Origin of the sequence: Sphaerisporangium sp. NPDC005289 (assembly GCF_040607455.1) — a bacterium.
Classification (GTDB): domain Bacteria; phylum Actinomycetota; class Actinomycetes; order Streptosporangiales; family Streptosporangiaceae; genus Sphaerisporangium; species Sphaerisporangium rhizosphaerae.
Window position 1 is genome coordinate 1 of sequence record NZ_JBEXGS010000001.1, and the last position, 20,077, is coordinate 20,077.

The window sequence follows — 20,077 nt, forward strand, 5'->3', positions numbered from 1 at the left end:
GCCTCCGTGGCCCCCACGACCGACGCCGCGGCCGCGATGACCGGCACGGCCCCGATCGTCGTCAGGACGCTCCTCCGGCTCAGCGCCTTCCGCTCGCCGCTCATGGGCTCGTTCTGATCCTGCGTCATGTCTTCTCCTTTGTGCTGTAGGCGCCGATCAGCACCTTCTCGGTCCCGTTGGCCCGGTCGGCGCCGGTCTCCGGCGTCGCCACCGGGCTGGACCTTGATCGTGTTATCGATCACTTTTTCGACCGTGATCTACTTCGGTTAAATTGTTAGCGTTAACATTTATTCGCGTGGACCGGCACGCGTGTGCGACGGGGATGCGGACCGCTCAACTGGTCGCGCGGGAGTGACACTCCAGCGGAGCGTGGTTCCGCCCTCGACGGAAGGTCAAGCAGAGGCGGGCCCGCGAGCATTCGAACTGTGTGTATGTCGCGCCGAGCCGTGAAAGTTACAGCTCAGGCGTGCCGGGTCCCGCGCCCGCCTTCCCTGGAGTACATGTCGAACCGTTCGGCCGGGTCACCTTCGGCTTCCTGGCCGTCGGCACCGACCACGGCCACGGCCGCGGCCACGGCGGCGGGCTGAGCGTCAACGGCGACCCCTTGCCGCCGTGCTGAACGTCGGAACGGCGTGACCGCGCCCTGCTGGACATGGCGTCGTGACCGAAGGCCGCCTCCGTCGAGCACGGCGTCGCCGGACAAGCATGGGTTGACGAGGAGCGGCCGGATCCACCACCCTTTCACTATTCGAATAGTGAAAGGGTGTTTCATGTGATCGAGTTCAACCTGGATCGCGGTTCGGGGGTCTCGACGTACCTGCAACTCGTTCACCAGGTCAAACAGGCGCTCCGGCTGGGTACGCTGCGGCCCGGCGACCAGTTGCCGACCGCCCGGGAGGTGGTCGAGAGCTTGGCCATCAATCCCAACACCGTGCTCAAGGCCTACCGGGAGCTGGAGCGCGAAGGGCTGGTCGAGGGGCGGCCAGGGATGGGGACGTTCGTCCGGCAGGGCATCGCGGGCGCGACCCTCGCCGAGCACACGCGGCTGCGGCGCGGTCTGCAGAAGTGGGTGCGCGACGCCCGCGCGGCCGGGCTCGACCAGGAGGACCTGCGGGCGCTGTTCGCCGTGGTCCTGGCCGACACCGCGAAGCAGGACGTGGCATGAGACCGGCGCTGGAGGTGACCGGGCTGGGGGTCCGCTACCGCCGTACGTGGGTGTTGCGCGACTGCTCGCTGTCCGTGCCCACCGGGCGCGTGGCGGCGCTGGTCGGGCCCAACGGCGCGGGCAAGACCACGCTCATGCACGCGGCCGTCGGCCTGCTGCGGCCCGCGCTGGGAAGCGTCCGCGTGGCGGGCGAGGCGGCGTTCGTGGCGCAGGACAAGCCGCTGTACGACGGCTTCACCGTCGCGGAGATGCTCGCCTTCGGCCGCCGGATGAACACCCGCTGGGACGCCGCCGCCGCTGCCGGCCGACTCGCCGGGCTGGGCATCCCGCTGGGCCGCAGGGTGAGCGGGCTGTCGGGCGGGCAGCAGGCGCAGGTGGCGGTCACCCTGGCGCTGGCCTGCCGGCCCGACCTGCTCGTGCTGGACGAACCGCTGGCCAACCTCGACCCCCTCGCCCGCCACGACGTGATGCGCTCGATCATGGCGGAAGTGTCCGGCCGGGAGCTGACCGTGCTGCTGTCCTCCCACGTCGTCTCCGACCTGGAGGACACGTGCGACTGGCTGGTCGTGCTGAACGAGGGTCGGCCGCAGGTCAGTGGCGACATCGACGAACTGCTCGACGGGCATCTCGTACTCACCGGGCCCGACGGGGCGTCGGCGGCGGGCACGCGCGTAGTGGGCGCGAGCCGTACCGGCAGGCAGGTCAGCATGCTGGTCAGGGGCGCGCCCCCGCTCGATCCTCGCTGGCAGGCACGGCGCCCGGGGCTGGAGGAACTCGTCATGGCCTACTTGCGCAGCCCCGAGTCGGCGGCGCTGCCGGGACTGACGGGGGTGGGCGTGTGATCTGGGTGACGTGGCGCCAGCACCGGGCACAGATCCTCGTGACGGCGGGCTTCCTGGCGCTGCTGGGGGCGCTGCTTCTGGGTTCGGCGGTGGAGGCGGGCCGGTACGTGGCCGAGCACGCCCCGCCCGGCTGCCCGGGGCCCGCCGTGGCGTGCGGAGACCTGGCGGTGGCGCTCGGGCGGCGCTACGACGCGGTCTACTCGGTGTTCGGCTGGATGCCACTGGTGCTGCCGGCGCTGATCGGGGCCTTCTGGGGCGCGCCGCTGCTCGGCCGCGAGTACGAGCGCGGCACCCACCGTCTGGCCTGGACCCAGTCCGTGCCCGTGTGGCGGTGGCTGGCGGTCAAGCTGTCGGTCCTGGGCGGGGCGGTCGTGGCGGGCGGGCTGCTGCTGTCGCTCATGGTGAGCCTGTGGCGGCCGGTGTTCAGGACGGGGGTCGACTCCACGTTCGGCAACATCGGTGTGTTCAACATGGTGGGCGTGGAGCCGGCGGCGTGGTGGCTGTACGCGTTCGCGCTCGGCACCGCGGCCGGCACCCTGTTCCGGCGTACGCTGCCCGCGATGGCGCTGGTCGTGGCCGGTGTGGCGGTGACGATGTTCACGCTGTTCCAACTGAGCGACCACTACGCCGAGCCGGCGCGTGCCGAGCTGTCCGGCACCGTGCTGGAGGATCCCGACGCCCGGCTGGTGAGCGCCGCCTGGGTGCGGCCGTCCGGGAGGGAGGTCGCCGAGCCGTCCGACAGCGGCTGCCCGCGCCGGGTGGACGCGGGGCACAGCAGCAAGAACGCCGAGGCGTGGCAGGCGTGTCTGTTCCGCAAGGGTTACCGGTATGCCGTGTACTACCATCCGGCGTCCAGGTTCTGGCGCTTCCAGTGGACCGAGGGCGGGATTCTGGCGCTCGCGTCGGCGGCCCTCGGCGGCCTGGCCGTGCGCCGAGCCCTCCGCCGCCCCGGCTGACGGGCCGGTTCGGTCGGAGCCGGCCAGAGACCCGGACCGGTGATCGCGGTCGCGGATCATTCGTCGCCGGCCGGGACCGGCCGGCGACCGGCCCGCGGGGGCGCCGGCGGCGAGCCTGTGCGGTCAGCCTTCGTAGCAGGTCATGCTCACCCCGGAGACGGTGTGCCGGACCGGGGTGTACGCCTTCCCCGAGGGGACGTGCTCGCCCATGGCCTCGCTCAGGTAGATGCGTCCCGGCGTGCCGAGGTCCTGGGCCATCTTGGAGGCCACGTTCACCGGGGCGCCGGCGACGTCCCAGCCGCCGGAGGGGGTCTCACCGGCCAGCACCGGCCCGGTGTCCACGCCGATGCGGCAGGAGATGCCGTGGTCGGCGAGGCCCGCGCGCATGCGCTCGGCGAAGCGGACCGCGGGCGCCGGATCGTCGAAGAGGTAGATGGCCAGCGGGCCGCTGACCTTGACCTCCATGGCGCCCGGGCGGGGGATGAGGCGCAGGCCCGTCCGGCTCATCACGCTGGAGAGCGCCAGCCCATTCAGCAGCGCCAGCTCGGGGGTCGCGGCGGGGACGGCGTCGCGCTCGACCAGCACCACCGTGCGCCGCCGCAGGTGCCGGGCGGCGAGCCGCGCGGCCAGGCCGGCGTCGTCGGGGCGGCCGTCCAGCCGCAGCAGGTCGGCGTAGAAGGCCGAGGAGTAGGGGATCGGGTAGGTGCCGGCCTCCGGGGGGCGCTCGGCGGGCGGCCGCGGGCCGTCCAGCAGGAGGTGCACGGCGCCGAGGCCGTCCGCCTCGCGGCCGCGGCGCAGGACGAAACCGTGGCCGTCCGGGAGCCGGTCGACCACCGCCTGCGTCACGGCGATCTCACCGCCCTCGACGTGGTTCTCGGCGAGGTCCTCGATGAGGTCGGCGTCGGGGCCGTACAGACCGCCGGCCAGGTCGTAGAAGTCGCCGAGGTGCACCCCGACGCCGACCCGGACCCGGCAGTGGCGCTCGATCTCGTCGCGCGCCCGCAGCAACGCCGACAGCAGGACCCGCGGATCGGTCGAGGCGGGGTGGAACATCTGAGCGTTGTCGGCGGCCCACACGCCCACCGCCCGGCCGCCGGCGGCGGCGCCGTGGCGGTGCAGGACGCGCTTGGGCCGGTCGATGAGCGCCAGCACCTCCAGCAGGCCGAGCCGCCCGCTGACCTTGGTCAGCCCGGAGGTGTCGGACACCACGCCATAGCCGCGGACCGTGTGGCCGCTCAGCAGGCGGCGCGCGTCCGCCGCGCCGCGGCCGGTGGCGAGCCACCGCTCGACCAGCGTCAGCGGCAGCCCGCCGGCCACATCACGCGCGAGATCGAAACCGCCCGGAGCGAGCCGGCCGGTGGGGGGTTCGGAGGTCACCCGGACATGGTAGACAACTCAAAGTAATTGCCCGAACCCGCTGAGCGACTGTGGTCGGCGAGGTCCAGGTCCAGGTCCGGTCCCGAGCCCGGGCCGGGGACCTCGGCCGTCCGGGGTGCCGGAGGCCCGAGGTCCCCCGGTCCGGCGGCGGCCGGGGGACCTCGGACGTCAGGGCTGCTGGGGCGCGGGGCGGATGGCGAAGGCGACGGCCGGGTCCAGCGGTCCCCTGATGAGGAGCAGGTCGGGGCCGTAGACGTTGCCGACCTGGGTGCGCCCGTCGCCGACGCGGACGCGCGGGTCGTCGGGCAGGTCGCCGTACTGGAACAGCATCCGTCCGTCGGGGTACAGCACCACCTCGAAGGTGACGCGCAGTCCGGTGCCCCTCAGCTCGACGTCGCGCCATTCGGTGACGAAGCGCTGGTCGGCGCCCTGCCCCAGCGTCGCCGTGCGCACCGAGGACCGCTCGTCGTAGTGCAGGTCATCGTTGAGCGGCGCGGCCCAGGACCACTTGGCGGACAGCGGATCGATGAACAGCAGCGTGCCGAGCGACGCGACGCCCACGGCCGCGTAGGTCTTGCCCGAAAGCGGGAAGGCGAACGGCAGCGGCACCATGACGCTGGTGTAGTCGTCCACGCCGATCGGGTCGACGCCGGGGAGGTAGGCCTTCGGGGTGCGCGCGCACGCGAAGCCGGAGTGCTCGATCGGCATGCCGACGGTCAGGTCGGCCTGGAGGTCACCGCCCACCGTGATGCGTTTCTGGATGACGATGTCGCAGGCCTGCCGGTACACCTGGATGAACTGCGGGCCGCCCATGACGCCGGTCAGCCGGTAGGCGCCCTGCGCGTCGGTCGTCGCCGGCGGCACCCGGTAGTCCTGCACGCCGACCAGGACGCCGGCCAGTGGCGCGCCCGTGCCGTCGCGCACGTGGCCGGTGACGGTGTTGTCCATCGGGTACACGGTGATGTCGAGGCCGATCACCTGTCCCTCGGTCGTGACGGTGATCTCGCTTCTGGAGTACTCCCAGTCCGGCGTGGAGATGACGACGATGTAGGAGCCCTGCGGCACGTACAGCCGGTAGAGGCCGGAGGCGTCCGAGACCGTGTCGGTGATGACGTCGCCGCCGACCGGGTCGACCAGCTCGACGGGGACGTCGGCGAGCCTGGCGCCCTGGTGGTCCTTGACGAAGCCCTGCACCACGCCGAGCCCGTAGAAGCGGATGCCCATGCCGGGGCGCAGGATGGGCTGGTCCACCGAGTAGTCGAAGCCGAGCAGGCCGGTGCCGTTCTCCAGTCCGACGCTGGCGGAGCCGCCCCGTGGCATCAACCCGGACGTCAGCGACTTGTACTGGAAGAGCACCTGGCCGTTCTCGTGCAGTTCGGCGGAGAAGGTGAGCCGCGCCGACGGCTGGGCCACCAGGGTGACGTTGCGCCATTCGACGAGGAACCGGCGGTTGGGCGCGGTGCCGAGTGTGGCGGTGAGCACGCTCGCGGAGGCGTCCACCATCAGGTCGTCCCAGAAGGCGTAGACGGCGGCGTTCGGCAGGCCCGGACTGGGGATGGGGCCGTTCTGCGCCAGGTTGGTGTTGCGCGCGAAGTTGATGAACCCGTTGGTCGAGACCCAGGCCTTGGTGTAGGGCTTGCCGTACAGCGGGAAGGTGAACGGCAGCGTGACGGCGGCTCCCGCGTCGTCGCCGGTGAGCGCGAGCGGCGTGGTTCCGTTCACCCAGGTGAGGGACGGCACCACGTCGCACTTGTTGCCGTAGGAGTCCTTGCGCAGCGGCGTGTCGATGGGCACGAACTCGTCGCCGTCGACCTGCACCGTGAGGGTGGTGGAGCCGCCGCAGCGGGCTCCCTTGACGTTGATCCGCCAGGTGCCGACCGGGACGCCGATCATGGCGAAGGTGCCGTCGGACTCGGTGGTCACCGGCGGGTAGGGGGTGTTCTCGATGGAGACCACGGCGCCGGGCAGCGGCTCCCCGCCGGTCTGGCGGACCTCGCCGTAGATGTCGTACCGGCGGACGGCGGACAGCGTGAGGTCGCGGACGGCGGTGCCGGTGGCCGGCACGGTCGCGGCGCCCGAGGCGGGGGCGAAGCCGAACGCCGTGGCGGTGACCGTGTAGGAGCCGGGCGGGAGCGACAGGGTGTAGACGCCGTCGGCGGCGCCGGTGAAGGTCCGCTTGGCGCCGGAGGCGGCGACGGTCACCGTGGGGTTCGGCACGGGGTCGCCGCCGGCGTCGCGCACGGTGCCCGTCAGGGTGCCCGCCTGGCCGCGCGGGGCGAAGACGGCCGCGGCGAAGACGTCCAGCCGGCCCTGCCCCCACACCCGGTTGTCGTCGCTCGCGCCGCCGCAGGAGTAGTCCACGACGTCCACGGCGGTCTCGTCCAGCAGCCGCCGGGTCGCGGCGACGTCGCCGCGCAGCGCGGGCGCGGCCGACCACAGCAGCGCGACGGCGCCCGCCACGTGCGGCGTGGCCATGGAGGTGCCGCTGAGGACCTCGTAGCCTCCGCCGGGGATCGAGGAGCGCACGGCGACCCCGGGGGCGCTGATGTTCGGCTTGATCCCCGGCGTCTCGGCGTCGCCCCGGCTGGAGAAGTCGGCGATCTTCAGGTCCGCGCCGTACGCGCCGACGGCGTAGGAGTTGTCGTACCCGCCGGGCGAGCCGACCGTGCCGCAGGCGGGGCCCTCGTTGCCCGCGGCGAACAGCGGGAAGATGCCCGAGTCGACCCAGGCGTCGACGATGCCCTGGTAGAACGGGTCGCCCGGGGAGCCGCCCCACGAGTTGCTCACGAGGTTCGGGGCCAGGTCGGGGCGCGGGTTGGCCCCGTTGAGGTCGGTCGGGGCGAGCATCCACTGGCCGGCGGCGAGCAGGTCGTCGTCGTAACAGGTGGAGGAGGCGCAGCCCTTGGCGCTGATCCAGGTGGCGCCGGGCGCCACGCCGATGCCGCCGTCGCCGACGATGGTGCCCATCGTGTGGGTGCCGTGGCCGTTGTTGTCGCACGGCTTCAGCGACGGGACGCCGCACACGAGCGTCGGGTCGTACCAGTTGTAGTTGTGGTCGTAGGTGCCGTCGGCCTTGCGCCCGCGGTAGCGGGCGGCCAGGGCGGGGTGGTCGAACTGGACGCCGGAGTCGATGGTCGCGACCACGACCCCCTGACCCCTCGCGCCCAGATCCGACCAGACGCGCGGGGCGCCGATCTGGTCGACGCCCCACTCGACGCCCGCCGCCGCCCGCTCCACGGCCTTGGCTGTGCGGTCGGGCTCGGGAATGGTGACCGAGCCGGCGGGGCGCACCCTTGCCACGTCGGACCGCGCGGCGAGCCGGTCGACCAGCTCGCGGCTCGCGCCGCGCACCAGCACGGCGTTGACCAGCCAGTACGGGGTGAACAGCGCCTTCTCGCCGTGCAGGAACGCGCGCAGGCCGCTCTGGCTTCGCTCGGCCGTCGCGGTGAGCGCCCGGTAGCCCTGCGCCGCCCTGGCCGCGTGGGTGCGCTGCGCGCGGGCGGCGGACAGGTCGGCCTTCTCCTTGAGCATGACGAAGACGTCGGCGCGCTTGTTCCGGGCGAGCTTCTCCACGACCGCGCGGTCGAGCCGGGCGGGCGAGGCCGCCGCCGCGGGCGAGGGCTCGGCGGCTGGGGCCGCCGCCGCGGCGGGCGCGGCGGCCAGCAGCAGGACCGGGACGAGTAAGGCCGTGAGCAGGCGGCGCATGGGCTTCCTATTCGAAGATCGTGTCGAGCTGGGCGAGCACCTGGTTGGCGGTCTTGCCGACCAGGGCCTGGCTGTCCACCAAGGAGCGGTCGGCGCGCAGGACCGCGGCCAGCTCGCCCCCGTTCCCCGAGGCGATGTCGGCCTGGATGTAGGCGTCGACGAGGGCGTTGATCTCGTTGATCAGCGTCTGGGTGATGATCACCCGGTCGCCGTCGCGGGTGCCGACGGTGCGGAAGGCGGGCTCCATGGACTGCATGAGGTGGGCGGTCCGCTGCCGCAGGCCGTCGTCGGCCGTCAGAAGTTCCATGGCCCGGCTGTTGGTGCGCGCGTACAGGTGGGCGTAGTGCAGGACCGAGCCCGACTCGGCGTTCTCGAACAGGTCGCGGGTGCGCAGCAGCGCGGCCACGGTGGCGTCGGTCGTCGAGCCGCCCGGGTCCATGCCCTTCAGACCGACGCCGGTCAGCGACTCGTCGGCGAAGCACATGCACACCTGGCGGGGCGACTCGTAGACGCCGTCGATGCCCACCGCGCCGAACGCCCGCCAGGTCTCCTGGCTCTCCGGCGAGTTCTTGCCGTACAGGTCGTAGGCCGCCTGGATGGCCCCGACGCGGGTGTCGGTGAACCGGGACCGCGGGCCGAGATAGACGGTCAGGTCGCGGTAGGCGATCTCCGCGGCCTTGGTGACGCCGATGCGGGTGGCCAGGATGTACCAGGCGTGGCTCGGGATCAGGCTGTTGAAGTGCACCCAGCCGCTGTCGGCGCAGCCCAGCCAGTACTCGCTGTAGTGCGCGGGGTGCGGTATGCCGTCATAGGTGATGCTGTGCGGGTTGGCCAGGTCGCGGATGACGCCGAGCGAGCTGCCCTCTCCGGCCTTCCACGAGGTGCTGCCCGTGACCTTGGCCTCGGTGAAGGCGGCGAACACGTCGGAGAAGCTCTCGTGCAGCGAGCCGCCCTGGAAGAGCTGGAACAGGTTGGCGGTGGAGAAGGTGACGCCGTGCTGCCACTCGTGGGAGACGATGGTCAGCGTCGCCGTGCCCTGCCCGAAGGCCGTCATGCCGCTTTCGGGCATGAAGAAGGCGTTCTTCTCGGGCGTGCCGTCGGCGCTGGAGGAGTACCGCGCGCCCGCGTCCATGCGGGCGCCCTCGCCGTCCCAGCTGTCGCGGCCGAAGGTGGACATCATGTAGTCGTAGAACTTGCCGCTGTGGTCGTAGATGGCGTTGACGTCGGGCTCGGAGACGGGGCTCTGGCCCTCGACCCTGGCCGGGTCATCGTCGGTCTCGTCGCTGTTGCGCAGGTCCCATACGCGGCGCTGCTTGAACTCAAGGCGGCCCGGCTCGAAGGTGACGACGCGGCCGGTGCTGAGCGCGTCCACGTAGTAGACCGTCGAGCGGCCGTCCGCCGCGGCGAGCCACACCCGCCAGACGAGCGTCACCGGCACCGGCCGCCCGGGGTCGGGGTCGCCGGGCAGCAGGTAGAGCACCGGCGGCTCGACGGTCCTGCCGTCCGGCATGGCGCGGGTGGCGGCGGCGACGGCGGCGTCCGCGCCGAGGGTGGGCCGGGTGGCGACCGGGGCGAGGTCGGGGATGAGGCCGTTGGTCAGCCCGCGCACCGTGGTGCCCTTGGCGTCGCGGTGCACGCCGACCCTGGCCCCGTACACCGGGACGCCGTCGATCTGCTGCTGGAACCAGTCGTGCCGCTGGCCGAGCGGGTCCTTGGCGCGGGCGGGCATCGGCCGTAGCTGCGCCACCGGGTCCTTGAGGGCGAACAGCGCGGCGTTGGACCGCAGCCAGCTCGTGACGTCCTTGCCGACCGGGCTGTCCAGGCTCGCCATCGTGGGGACGCCGAGCCACGGCTCCCTGGCCATGTTGACGCTGCCGGCGGTCATGTCGCGGGACGCCTTCTGGCGCGCGGTGTCCAGGCCCACCCGGGCCAGCGCCTGGGAGACGCCAGGGCGGTAGTAGCCGACGGGGGCGGGTTCGGGGGGCGCGGCGGCGATGCCGAGCGGCAGCGCGGCGGGCTGCTCGGCGGCGGGCGCGGCGGCGGCCGACCCGGACAGGGCGAGCTGGGCGGCCAGCAGGCCCGCGCCGGCCCCGGCCAGCAGCCTCACCCGGCGCGGAGCGACGAGCGCGCGCAGGGCCTGACCGGCCAGGCCGCCTGCGAGACACCAGGCGAGGCCCAGGCCGAAGGCGTACGGCGCGGGCGTGGACACCGAGGCGAGCTCGCCGGGCGCGAGGGCGGCGACGAGCGCGGCGACCGCGGTCAGGACCGCCGCGTACCCGGCGGAGGCGGCCAGCAGCCTGGCCCGGCCGCGGGTGAGCACGCCCGCCAGCACGCCGGCGGCCAGCGGCCCGAGCGCCACCAGCACCAGCGGGGAACCCTGCAGCAGGAACTGGACCGGCCAGATCCGGCCGCCGGTGGACAGCGTGGCCGACCACCAGTCGACCGGGCCGCCGGTCGCGGCCGCCGCGGTGGTGGTGACGCCGTTCGCGCTCCCGGACAGGAAGCCGCCGACCAGCCCTTCGGCGCCGGTGGTGAGCAGTGCGAGCACCGCCCAGGTGACCGCCGTACTGAGAGCCGCCGCGGCGGCGCCGATCCATGACGCCCGCGCCGCGGCGCGGACCGCGGGACGTGCCTTTCTCGCCGAACGCATGACAGGCCTCCACACGTGAGCCGTGCGCCATCGACAACGGGGGTCCGCCGGCATGCGGGCGCGCGTCGGCCACGGATGGCGTGCGCGGGATCCCTATGCGGAGGCGGGCGGAGATGCGGGGGGTCGATAAGGGGGAGATAAGGAAATACCTTGATCAACCGGAGTATCAGGCCACGGATACCGGTCCGTCAATCGCGACTTTTCGGTCTTGACCGGTGATCGGTCGATGTATATGTTGAGCCCAATTTTGATCATCGGCGTCGTTCCGAAATCTCGTCGTGGCCGGCCGGGCTCGCCGCGCCCACACCCCCTCACCAGCCCGTTCCCCCGGGCCTGACTCCGCCTGGAGGCACGTGGTGCGTCGCAGGTCGTTGTTCGTCATGCTCGCCGCCGTGGTGGCGTGCACCGGTCTGGCGATCCCCGCGTTCGCCGATCCCGCTCCACCGTCGCCGCCCGCACCGGAGCGGCACACGATCTCCGTCGGCGCGCCCGCCGACGCCAAGACCACCCGAGACCGGGCGGCCAAAGCCCGCAAGGCCGCCAAGCGGCGCACGGCGAAGCGGGACGGCGCCACCGCGCTGGACGTCGCGGCGGGCAGCGTCACGCCGGTCGGCACCGGCGCCGACGCCGCGGCCGCGCTGGCCGGCGCGCTCGTCGCCGACGGCAGCCTCGAAGGGGCCAGATACGTCACGACGCCGCCCACGTCCGGCACCAACGGCGTCGGCCACGGCATCGGCGGCGTGTCCGGCGAGGGCGCCCTGCTGACCACCGGCGACGCCACGCTGGCGCCCGAGCCGAACGACTTCCTGTCCTCCGGCCGCGACTCCGGCGGCGGCAAGGTGCGCGGCGAGAGCGCCTACGACGTCACCGTCCTGCAGGTCGACCTGGACGTCCCCGCGTGGGCGAGCTGCCTGACCTTCGAGATGAAGTTCTTCAGCGAGGAGTTCCCCGAGTTCGTGCGCAGCGCCTACAACGACGGGTTCGTGGCCGAGCTGGACAGGTCGACCTGGACGACCGACGACTCGACCATCCTGGCGCCGGACAACTTCGCCTTCGACCCCTCGGGCAACGTCATCTCCACCAACACGACGGGCCTGCTGGCGATGAGCGCCGCGGCGGCGTCCGGGACGACCTACGACGGCGCCACTCCCCTGATGAAGGCCGGCACCCCGGTCACCGGCGGCGCGCACAAGATCTACCTGTCGGTGTTCGACCAGCACGACGCGGTGTACGACTCGGCGGTGCTGCTGCGCGGCCTGAAGTACACCCAGGACACCGGCGCCGAGTGCGGGACGGGGGCCAAGCCGGTCACCAAGCCGGTCATCTTCGTGCCCGGCATCATGGGCACCAAGCTCGTGGACGAGTCGGGCACCGAGTGGTGGCCGGGCGGCACGAAGCTGCTGAACCCGACCGACTCCCACCTCGACAACATCATGCTGAACGACGACGGCCTGACCGACGCCAAGGGCAACGGCGTGTACGGCTCCGAGGTGATCATGAAGATCCTCGGGCTGAAGTCCATCTACCAGGACACCGTCACGCTGCTGAAGGACGCCGGGTACGTACTGGGCGACATCGAGGCGCCCCAGCCGGGCGAGAACCTGTTCCTGTCCCCCGTCGACTGGCGCAAGTCGGCCACCGTCAACAAGAACCAGCTCCTGGACCGCATCGAGCGCATCAGGGACGCCACCGGGTCGGACCGGGTGAACATCATCGCCCACTCGCAGGGCGGCCTGGTCGTCAACGCGGCGATGAGGGACGCCCGGTCGGCCGGCAAGGTCAACCGCATCTCCACCATCGCCACGCCCTACCTCGGCGCGGCCAAGGCCCTGGGCGTCCTGCACTACAAGACGCCCTGCGTCATCGACTTCGTCGGCGGCCGGTGCCTGCTGAACCGCAACGAGGCCGCGAAGATCACCCGTAACTTCCCCGGCTTCCTGGAACTGCTGCCCTCCGACAACTACCACCGGGTCGTCGAGCCGCCGGTCAACCGCGTCCCCGGCGGGCCGCTCACCCCCGACCAGGTGCGCAACCTGCTCAGCGACAAGAACCTGACGCTGATCGACCGCGCGCGGGCCTGGCACCAGCAGGCCGACGAATGGAAGCCCGCCGACGCGCGGGTCGGCCTGACCCGCCTGATCGGCGACGGGGTGACCACCGTCGTCAGCTTCGACGAGTTCGCCGAGGAGCACTGCGACGAGAAGTTCGGCTGGTGGCGCACGTGCGCCCCGGGCACCGGCGTGCTGGTCAACTGGAGCGACCACGGGGACGGCACCGTCCCGCTCGGGTCGGCGCGCCTGACCCCCGAACTGCGCGGCGACTCGGTTGTCCTGGAGCCGTACTCCGGCATCGGGCACGCCGACCTGCCCAACAAGTCGCAGGTCATCGCCAGCGCCGTCTATGCCATCCAGGGCGAGGGCCCGACGGCCGGGCGCCTGGCCGCGCTGCGCACCGCCGACGACGCCCAGCAGCTCGCCGGCGCGGGCGGGCTGACCGGCACGGAGGTGATGGTCAGAGGCCCGGTGAACCTGCTGCTCACCGACTCGGCGGGCCGCCGCACCGGCTTCGCCGACCCCTCGACCGAGATCGAGATGGAGGACATCCCGGGCAGCTCGTACGCCGCCGGCACCGGGCCGTACAAGCAGATCTCGGCGTTCCTCACCCAGGGCAAGGCCGCCGGCGAGATCACCACCACGGCCAACGGGTATGTGTACATCCGGCTGCGGACCTGGGTCAACGGCGTCGTCACCTCGACCATCGCCTACGAGCCCATCCTGACCGACCCCAACAACCGCATCACCTTCGCCGGCGCGGGCGTGACGGTGCCGGCCACCAGGGTCGCCGTCCTGCCCTGCGACATCTGCCCGGCGCAGAACCCGCTGCCCACCGTCACCGGCGGCGGCGCCGACGACGAGACCCCGCCCGACACCACCGTCAACCTCACCTACGACACCTTCGAGGGCAAGCGGCGGGTGCGCATCACCGCAGGCGGCACCGACGCGGGCGGGGCCGGGGTCGAGCGCATCGAGTGGGCCATCGAGTCGAGCGACCCCGGCGACCGGACCCAGTACGCCACCTACGCCCAGCCGTTCTACTGGATCAAACCGGCCGGCTCGACGGGCACCTGGACGCTGCACCTGCGCAGCATCGACGCCGCCGGCAACATCGACGGCTCCTACGTCAAGACCGCCCTCGACCTGTGACCGCGCACCTGGTGACCGTCCCGCCCAGGCGGGCGGCCGGTCACCAGGGCCGCGTGGCCGAGCCCCCCGCGCCGGGGCCGCCCTCAAGCCGGACCGCTCCGGCCGGACCGCTCAGGCAGAAAGGCGGTCTTCCTACGCCGAGCGGCCGGTCACCAGGTCGCAGAGGGATTCGAGGACGTCGCGGGCGGCGCGTTCCGGCAGCCGCCGCGCGGCCGTCCTGGCCTCGCCCGCGTACCGCGCCACCTCGGCGCGGGCCAGTTCCAGCGCGGGTGAGGCGCGCAGCAGGCGCAGCGCCTCGGCGTGCGGGCCGTCGTCCGGGACGGCGCCCGCGCCGAGGATCTCGCGCAGCCGCCCGGCCGCGCCGTCCCCGGCCTCGCGCAGGGCGAGCAGGACCGGGAGGGTGGGGACTCCGGCGCGCAGGTCGGCGCCCGGGGCCTTTCCCGCGCGGTCGGCCTCGGAGACGATGTCGATGATGTCGTCGGAGAGCTGGAAGGCGACGCCGAGCGCCTCGCCGTACTCCCCGAGAGCGCGCACCGCCGCCGCGTCCGCGCCCGCGCACATCCCGCCGAGCCGCACGGCCAGGGCGATCAGCGAGGCCGACTTGTCGCGGACCACCTCCAGGTGGTGATCGACGGGGTCCTCGCCGCGCCGGGGGCCCGCCACCTCCCTGACCTGCCCCCTGACCAGCCGTTCGAAGGCGTGGGCCTGCGCCCGCCTGGCGGCCTCGCCGAGCTCCAGGCTGACGGTCGCGCCGCGGGCGAACAAGTGGTCGCCGACCAGGATGGCGATCTTGTTGTTCCATCTGACCTGCGCGCTCGGCACGCCGTGGCGCAGCGGCGCGTCGTCCATCACGTCGTCGTGGTGGAGCGAGGCCGCGTGGATGAGCTCGACGGCCACCGCGGCGTCGGACACCTCGGCGGTCTCCGGGTCGCCGAACTCGGCGCCCAGCAGCACGAGCAGGGGACGCCAGCGCTTGCCGCCCGCGTCCAGCAGGTAACCGGCCGCCTGGACGATGAGCGGGTCGGGCGAGTCGGCGGCGGTGTCCCGCAGCCGGGCCTCCACCGCGGCCATGCTCTTGCGCAGCCGCCCGGCCAGTTCGCCGTCGGCCGGCGCGACCTGCTCCAGGGCCGATCCCGCCATTCCGCCCTCCAGCCGAAGAAGTCACATATTCACGACTTTGCGACTCTAGCGCTTCATGATCCCCGTGCCCCGGGTCACCATCGGAGAGTAAGACGTTCAGCGGATCGGACAGCGTGTGTCGTTCACCGGAGGGGACCGATGAACCGGTTGCTCGTCGTCATGGGCGCCGCCGCCGTGGTGGTGGCGGCGGGAGTGGTGGTCTTCCTCCTCCTCCAGCACGACCAGGGCGGCGGCGGGCCGGTCGCGGCGCGCTCGCCCGTGCCATCTCCCGCGGTGAGCTCCCCCGCGGCGGCGGCGAAGAGCGTGCTGACGGACGTCCATGGCGCGGTGATCGAGGAGCTCCCGGACGACTGCGCGGGCAGCAGGTACCCCTACGTCTGCCGGTACGTGCGCGACCAGCTCCTCGCCTACAACCAGGGACTGCTCTCGCGCGGCGGCCTGACCATCAGGACCACGATCGACCAGGGGATGCAGCAGGCCGCCCAGCGGGCGATCGACGCCCACGTCGGCCGGGACGACCCGCAGGTGGCCTCGCAGGCCCTCATCGTGCCCGGCGAGGGCGCCATCAGGGCGCTGGCCACCAGCAACGCTTCGGGACAAGTGCGGGGGCTCCAGCAGGGCACGACCGCGATGCCCTACACGCTGGCCGCCGCGCTGGCCAAGGGCATGCGCTACGACGACGGGATCCGCGCACGCGACACCTACCAGGCCACCGGGTACCCGGCGTTCAAGAACTGCAAGGGCGAGAACGTCGGCGACCCGATGCACGTCGCTCACAACCGCGAACCGGCCGGCGGGTTCACCACCCTGCGCTCGGGGACCCGAGGCCAGGTGAACACCTTCTTCCTCGGACTGCAGCAGATGGTGGGCCTGTGCGAGACGGTCCGGATGGCCGAGCGGCTCGGACTCCGGCGCGCCGACGGCAGGCCGCTGCTGGAGGTCGAGACGTTCACGCTGGGCGTCAACGAGGTGGACCCGGTCTCGCTCGCCGGCACCTACGCGACCCTCGCCGCCCGGGGCCTGCACTGCGAGCCGACGGCGATCGCGGAGATCCGCGAGCCCTCCGGGGCCGTTCGCGCGTTCCCGCCGCGCTGCGACCAGGCCCTGGAGCCGGCGGTCGCCGACGCGGTGACCGGCCTGCTGCGAGCCGACCACCGCACGCTGAACGGCGTCGGCCGAGACGCGGCGGGCATGCCCGGCACGGCCGACGGCTACATGACCGCCTGGTACGCCGGATACACGCCCGGCCTGGCCTCCGCCGTCAGCCTCGGCGTCCCTGAGCAGTCCTTCCTGCACCCGCTGAGAGACGTCACCATCCACGGCCGCCACTACGCGCGAGTGGACGGCACGATCATCGTCGCCCCCATCTGGAAAGCGACGATGACCGCGGCGGTGGACGGGACGGCGGACACGGCGTTCGCGGCGCCCGACACCGGGCGTTTCGGCGGGTGCCAGGACTTCTGCGGGCGCTGAGCGGGCCGGGCGGACGGCGCCTGGACGACGGAAGAGCCGTGGCGAGCCGGTCGCGCGGACGGCGCCTGGACGACGCAGGAGCCGTGGTGGGCCGCCCGCAGGACGGGCACCGGCTCAGGTGGGGGTCGCCTCCAGCGCGCGGCGGGCGTAGGCGCGGACGTCGGCGTCCGGGTCGCCCAGGGCGGCCGAGAGCGCCGCGGCGACCTCCGGGGCACCCGCCCAGCGGGTCAGCGCGAGCACGGCCGCCTTGCGCACGTCGAGATTGGCGTCCGAGAGCGCCCGGATCAGGGGCCCACGGGCGGCCTCACCGCCGGCGGCGCCCAGACAGCGGGCCGCCCCGACGCGCACCTGCCAGGCGGCGTCGGCCAGCCCGCGCAGCGCCTGGGCCTCCAGCGGGGCGCCGGTGGCGCCGGACGCCTCCAGCGCCGCCGCCCTGACCAGCGGGTCGGCGTCGGCCGCCAGCGCGCCGAGCGCGGCGGACGGCTTGCCGACCAGCCCGAGGCCCCTGGCCGCCCAGACCCTGACCTCCCTGGACGGGTCGTCCGCGGCCGCGGCCACCAGGTCGGCCTCGTCGAGGGAGACCAGCCCGCGGATCGCCTCGATGCGCACGCGTCGGTCCGGGTCGTCCATGCCGGCGCGGAACACCTCGCGGTCGCCGAGCCGCAACGCGCGCAGCATGTCCAGCGCCGTGGCCCTGACCACGGCGTCACCCCCGGTGAGCCGCCCGGCCAGGGCCGCGCCGAACTCGGGGGTCGCGGGGAGCACCTCGGCCAGCTCCCTGAGCCCGGTGGCGGCGGCGCGCCGCACCGCGCCGTGGTCGTCGCCGAGCGCGGCGACCAGCGCCGCGCCCGCACCGTCCGGGACGGTCTCGGTGAGCGTGGCGATGGCGGCCCGCCTGACCTTGGGGTCGGGGTCGGCGAGGTAGGGGGCGAGCCGGTCGGCGGTGGGCTGCTCCTCGGCCAGCCGGTGCAGTTCCAGGATGCGGGGCGATCGGCCGACGGCGGCCCGTCCGGCGCGCACGGACTCGACGCGCCGCACCGCCGTGGAGACGTGGGCGCCCAGCGGCACCGGCTCGCCCCCCGTGGGCGCGAACTCCGGCACCGGCACCAGGTAGGGCTCCACGGGACGCTTGAGGAACTCCATCGCCCCGTCCTGCCGCCTGCGGAGGTTGAGGTGGAACAGCCAGCGGCCGTCGTCACGCGCCGGCAGGTCGGCGCGCTCGTGGTACAGCCCCCAGCGGCTCTCGGTGCGGGTGAGCGAGGCGCGGGCGGCCATCTCGGCGCAGTCGCGGATGAAGTCCACCTCCGCGCAGCGCATCAGCTCGTGCGGGGTGCGCGCGCCCATCGAGGCGATCTCCTCGCGCATCCGCTCGAAGGACTCCAGCGCGATCTCCAGCTTGGCGGCGGTCTTGGGCGGGGCGACGTAGTCGTTGACGAAGCGGCGCAGCTTGTACTCCACCTGCTGCTGCGGCGGCCCGCCGGGGTGGCGCAGCGGACGGTAGACCAGCTCGTGCGCGGCGGCGACCTGGTCCTGCGGGAGCGCCGCCGGGGCGCCGCCGTGGTGCGCGGCGGCGTGCGCGCCGGCGAGGTCGCCGAAGACGAACGCGCCGATCATGTAGTTGTGCGGGACGCAGGCCAGGTCCCCGGCCGCGTACAGACCGGGCACCGTGGTGGCGCCGTTCTCGTCCACCCACACCCCCGACGCCGAGTGGCCGCCGCACAGGCCGATCTCGGAGATGTGCATCTCCACGTCGTGGGTGCGGTAGTCGTGGCCGCGCCCGGCGTGGAAGGTGCCGCGCGTGGGGCGCTCGGTGGAGTGCAGGATGGTCTCCAGCGCGCCGATGGTCTCGTCGGGCAGGTGGGTCAGTTTCAGGTAGATGGGCCCGCGCGCCGAGGAGATCTCGGCGGCGACCTCGGACATCATCTGGCCCGACCAGTAGTCGGAGTCGACGAACCGCTCGCCCCGGCTGTTGACCTGGTAGCCGCCGAAGGGGTTGGCCACGTACGCGCACGCGGGTCCGTTGTAGTCCTTGATCAGCGGGTTGATCTGGAAGCACTCGATGCCGCTGAGCTCCGCGCCCGCGTGGTAGGCCATGGCGTACCCGTCGCCGGCGTTGGTCGGGTTCTCGTAGGTGCCGTAGAGGTAGCCGCTCGCCGGCAGGCCGAGGCGGCCGCAGGCGCCGGTGGCCAGGATGACCGCCCCGGCCGCGACGGTGACGAAGCGGCCCGACCTGGTGTCGAACCCGGCGACGCCCACGGCCCTGCCGCCTTCGGTGAGCACCCTGACCGGCATGACGCGGTTCTCGATGCGCACCCTCTCGCGGATGTCGCGGCGGCGCAGCACCCGGTACAGCACCTTCTTGACGTCCTTGCCCTCGGGCATCGGCAGCACGTAGCTGCCCGAGCGGTGCACCCTGCGCACGGCGTAGTCGCCGTATTCGTCCTTCTCGAACTTCACGCCGTACCGCTCCAGCCGCCGGACCATCTCGTAGCCGCGGGTGGCGGTCTGGTAGATGGTCTTCTGCGCGACGACGCCGTCGTTGGCGCGGGTGATCTCGGCGACGTAGTCCTCGGGGGTGGCCTTGCCGGGGATGACGGCGTTGTTGACCCCGTCCATGCCCATGGCGAGCGCGCCGCTGTGCCGCACGTGCGCCTTCTCCAGCAGCAGCACGCGAGCTCCCTGCTCGGCCGCGGTGATCGCGGCCATCGTCCCGGCCGTGCCGCCGCCGACGACCAGCACGTCGCAGTCCAGGCTCAGGCGGTCCTCGATCGAGGGGATGTCCATCTACAGTTCCTCCAGGATCCTCGCGCGCGTCTCGCTCCGGTCGGCGGCGGGGTCGCGCGGTCCGTGCATCTCGATCACCGAGCGGACGCCGTGGCGGCCGAGCACCACCACCCGGTCGGCGAGCAGCAGCGCCTCGTCCACGTCGTGGGTGACGAACACCACCGTCGCCCGGGTGTCGGCCAGCACCTCCAGCAGCAGGCGCTGCATCTGGGCGCGGGTCTGGGCGTCCAGCGCGCCGAACGGCTCGTCCATGAGCACGGCGCGGGGCGCGCCGACCAGGGCGCGGGCGAGCTGCACCCGCTGCCGCATGCCGCCGGACAGCTCGCGCGGCAGCCGGTCCTCCGCGCCGGCCAGGCCCACCCGGGCGATCCACGCGCCGGCGGCCGCGGCGCGCTCGCGCCGGGGCGTCCCGCGGATGCGCAGCGGCAGCTCGACGTTCGCCCGGACGGTGCGCCACGGCAGCAGGCCGTCATCCTGGAAGACCATGGCCCGGTCGGCGGAGGTGGCCGCGACCTGCACCCCGTCGGCGAGGATCCGGCCGCCGTGCGGCACGTGCAGCCCGGCCATCGCGCGCAGCAGCGTGGACTTGCCCGAACCCGAGGCCCCGACGACGACCAGGACCTCGCCGGGGACGATGTCCAGGCCGACCTCGTGCAGCACCGGGCCGCGGCCGTAGCCGAGCGACAGCCCGTCCAGCGTGAACCCGAGCCCGGGCCGCGCCTCGCCGGTGCGCGCCGGTCGTGCGAGCGTCGTCACGTGGTGCTCCTCTCCGGGCGGGCCCG

At 73.2% G+C, this 20,077-nt stretch carries 12 protein-coding genes; 6 read left to right on the top strand and 6 right to left on the bottom strand.

The window, feature by feature from the left end:
* Positions 1–466 precede the first annotated feature (466 nt).
* From ABZT47_RS00005 to ABZT47_RS00020, 4 genes are all read left to right on the top strand, one after another.
* Complete coding sequence (locus ABZT47_RS00005) at positions 467–619, top strand: hypothetical protein (protein ID WP_354834058.1); 153 nt, start codon at positions 467–469, stop codon at positions 617–619.
* 153 nt (positions 620–772) lie between these two features.
* A complete protein-coding gene (locus tag ABZT47_RS00010; RefSeq protein ID WP_354834060.1) occupies positions 773–1,165 on the top strand; it encodes a GntR family transcriptional regulator in 393 nt (130 codons plus the stop codon).
* Positions 1,162–2,007: an ABC transporter ATP-binding protein gene (locus tag ABZT47_RS00015; protein ID WP_354834063.1), complete on the top strand. Its 846-nt coding sequence runs from the start codon at positions 1,162–1,164 to the stop codon at positions 2,005–2,007. Before ABZT47_RS00010 ends, ABZT47_RS00015 begins: the two co-directional genes overlap by 4 nt.
* Positions 2,004–2,963, top strand: a complete 960-nt coding sequence (locus tag ABZT47_RS00020) for a hypothetical protein (protein ID WP_354834066.1) — start codon at positions 2,004–2,006, stop codon at positions 2,961–2,963. The genes ABZT47_RS00015 and ABZT47_RS00020 overlap by 4 nt, the downstream gene beginning before the upstream one ends.
* A 123-nt stretch (positions 2,964–3,086) precedes the next feature.
* Here the strand turns inward: ABZT47_RS00020 and ABZT47_RS00025 are convergent, their stop codons facing one another.
* The 3 genes from ABZT47_RS00025 to ABZT47_RS00035 all read right to left on the bottom strand — a co-directional run bounded on the left by ABZT47_RS00025 (position 3,087) and on the right by ABZT47_RS00035 (position 10,695).
* The gene (locus ABZT47_RS00025) at positions 3,087–4,340 is read right to left on the bottom strand and encodes an adenylate/guanylate cyclase domain-containing protein (RefSeq protein ID WP_354834069.1); all 1,254 of its coding nucleotides are present in this window, start codon (positions 4,338–4,340) and stop codon (positions 3,087–3,089) included.
* Positions 4,341–4,508: 168 nt separating this feature from the next.
* Positions 4,509–8,045 carry a S8 family serine peptidase gene (locus tag ABZT47_RS00030; protein WP_354834071.1) on the bottom strand — a complete coding sequence of 1,179 codons (3,537 nt, stop codon included), beginning with the start codon at positions 8,043–8,045 and terminating at the stop codon, positions 4,509–4,511.
* A gap of 7 nt (positions 8,046–8,052) precedes the next feature.
* Entirely contained in the window at positions 8,053–10,695 is a 2,643-nt protein-coding gene (locus ABZT47_RS00035; protein ID WP_354834073.1) for a M4 family metallopeptidase, read from the bottom strand.
* A gap of 353 nt (positions 10,696–11,048) precedes the next feature.
* Here ABZT47_RS00035 and ABZT47_RS00040 point away from each other — a divergent pair, with 353 nt between their 5' ends.
* Positions 11,049–13,898: a choice-of-anchor L domain-containing protein gene (locus ABZT47_RS00040; protein WP_354834075.1), complete on the top strand. Its 2,850-nt coding sequence runs from the start codon at positions 11,049–11,051 to the stop codon at positions 13,896–13,898.
* Positions 13,899–14,030: 132 nt separating this feature from the next.
* On the opposite strand, the gene ABZT47_RS00045 is transcribed toward ABZT47_RS00040, so the two are convergent.
* Positions 14,031–15,038, bottom strand: coding sequence for a polyprenyl synthetase family protein (locus tag ABZT47_RS00045; RefSeq protein WP_354834078.1), 1,008 nt, complete (start codon positions 15,036–15,038; stop codon positions 14,031–14,033).
* 138 nt (positions 15,039–15,176) lie between these two features.
* On the opposite strand from ABZT47_RS00045, the gene ABZT47_RS00050 reads away from it, so the two are divergent.
* Positions 15,177–16,511, top strand: coding sequence for a hypothetical protein (locus ABZT47_RS00050; RefSeq protein ID WP_354834081.1), 1,335 nt, complete (start codon positions 15,177–15,179; stop codon positions 16,509–16,511).
* Between the two features lie 114 nt (positions 16,512–16,625).
* Here ABZT47_RS00050 and ABZT47_RS00055 read toward each other — a convergent pair whose 3' ends face one another.
* Both ABZT47_RS00055 and ABZT47_RS00060 read right to left on the bottom strand, forming a co-directional pair.
* Entirely contained in the window at positions 16,626–19,295 is a 2,670-nt protein-coding gene (locus ABZT47_RS00055) for a fumarate reductase/succinate dehydrogenase flavoprotein subunit (RefSeq protein WP_354834084.1), read from the bottom strand.
* Positions 19,296–20,051, bottom strand: a complete 756-nt coding sequence (locus ABZT47_RS00060; protein WP_354834087.1) for an ATP-binding cassette domain-containing protein — start codon at positions 20,049–20,051, stop codon at positions 19,296–19,298.
* Positions 20,052–20,077 lie beyond the last annotated feature (26 nt).

Excerpts from the sequence above, each read along its gene's own strand:
- ABZT47_RS00015 (WP_354834063.1), top strand. The coding sequence starts at position 1,162 with ATGAGACCGGCGCTGGAGGTGACCGGGCTGGGGGTCCGCTACCGCCGT.
- ABZT47_RS00030 (WP_354834071.1), bottom strand. The coding sequence starts at position 8,045 with ATGCGCCGCCTGCTCACGGCCTTACTCGTCCCGGTCCTGCTGCTGGCC.
- ABZT47_RS00035 (WP_354834073.1), bottom strand. The coding sequence starts at position 10,695 with ATGCGTTCGGCGAGAAAGGCACGTCCCGCGGTCCGCGCCGCGGCGCGG.
- ABZT47_RS00045 (WP_354834078.1), bottom strand. The coding sequence starts at position 15,038 with ATGGCGGGATCGGCCCTGGAGCAGGTCGCGCCGGCCGACGGCGAACTG.
- ABZT47_RS00050 (WP_354834081.1), top strand. The coding sequence starts at position 15,177 with ATGAACCGGTTGCTCGTCGTCATGGGCGCCGCCGCCGTGGTGGTGGCG.
- ABZT47_RS00055 (WP_354834084.1), bottom strand. The coding sequence starts at position 19,295 with ATGGACATCCCCTCGATCGAGGACCGCCTGAGCCTGGACTGCGACGTG.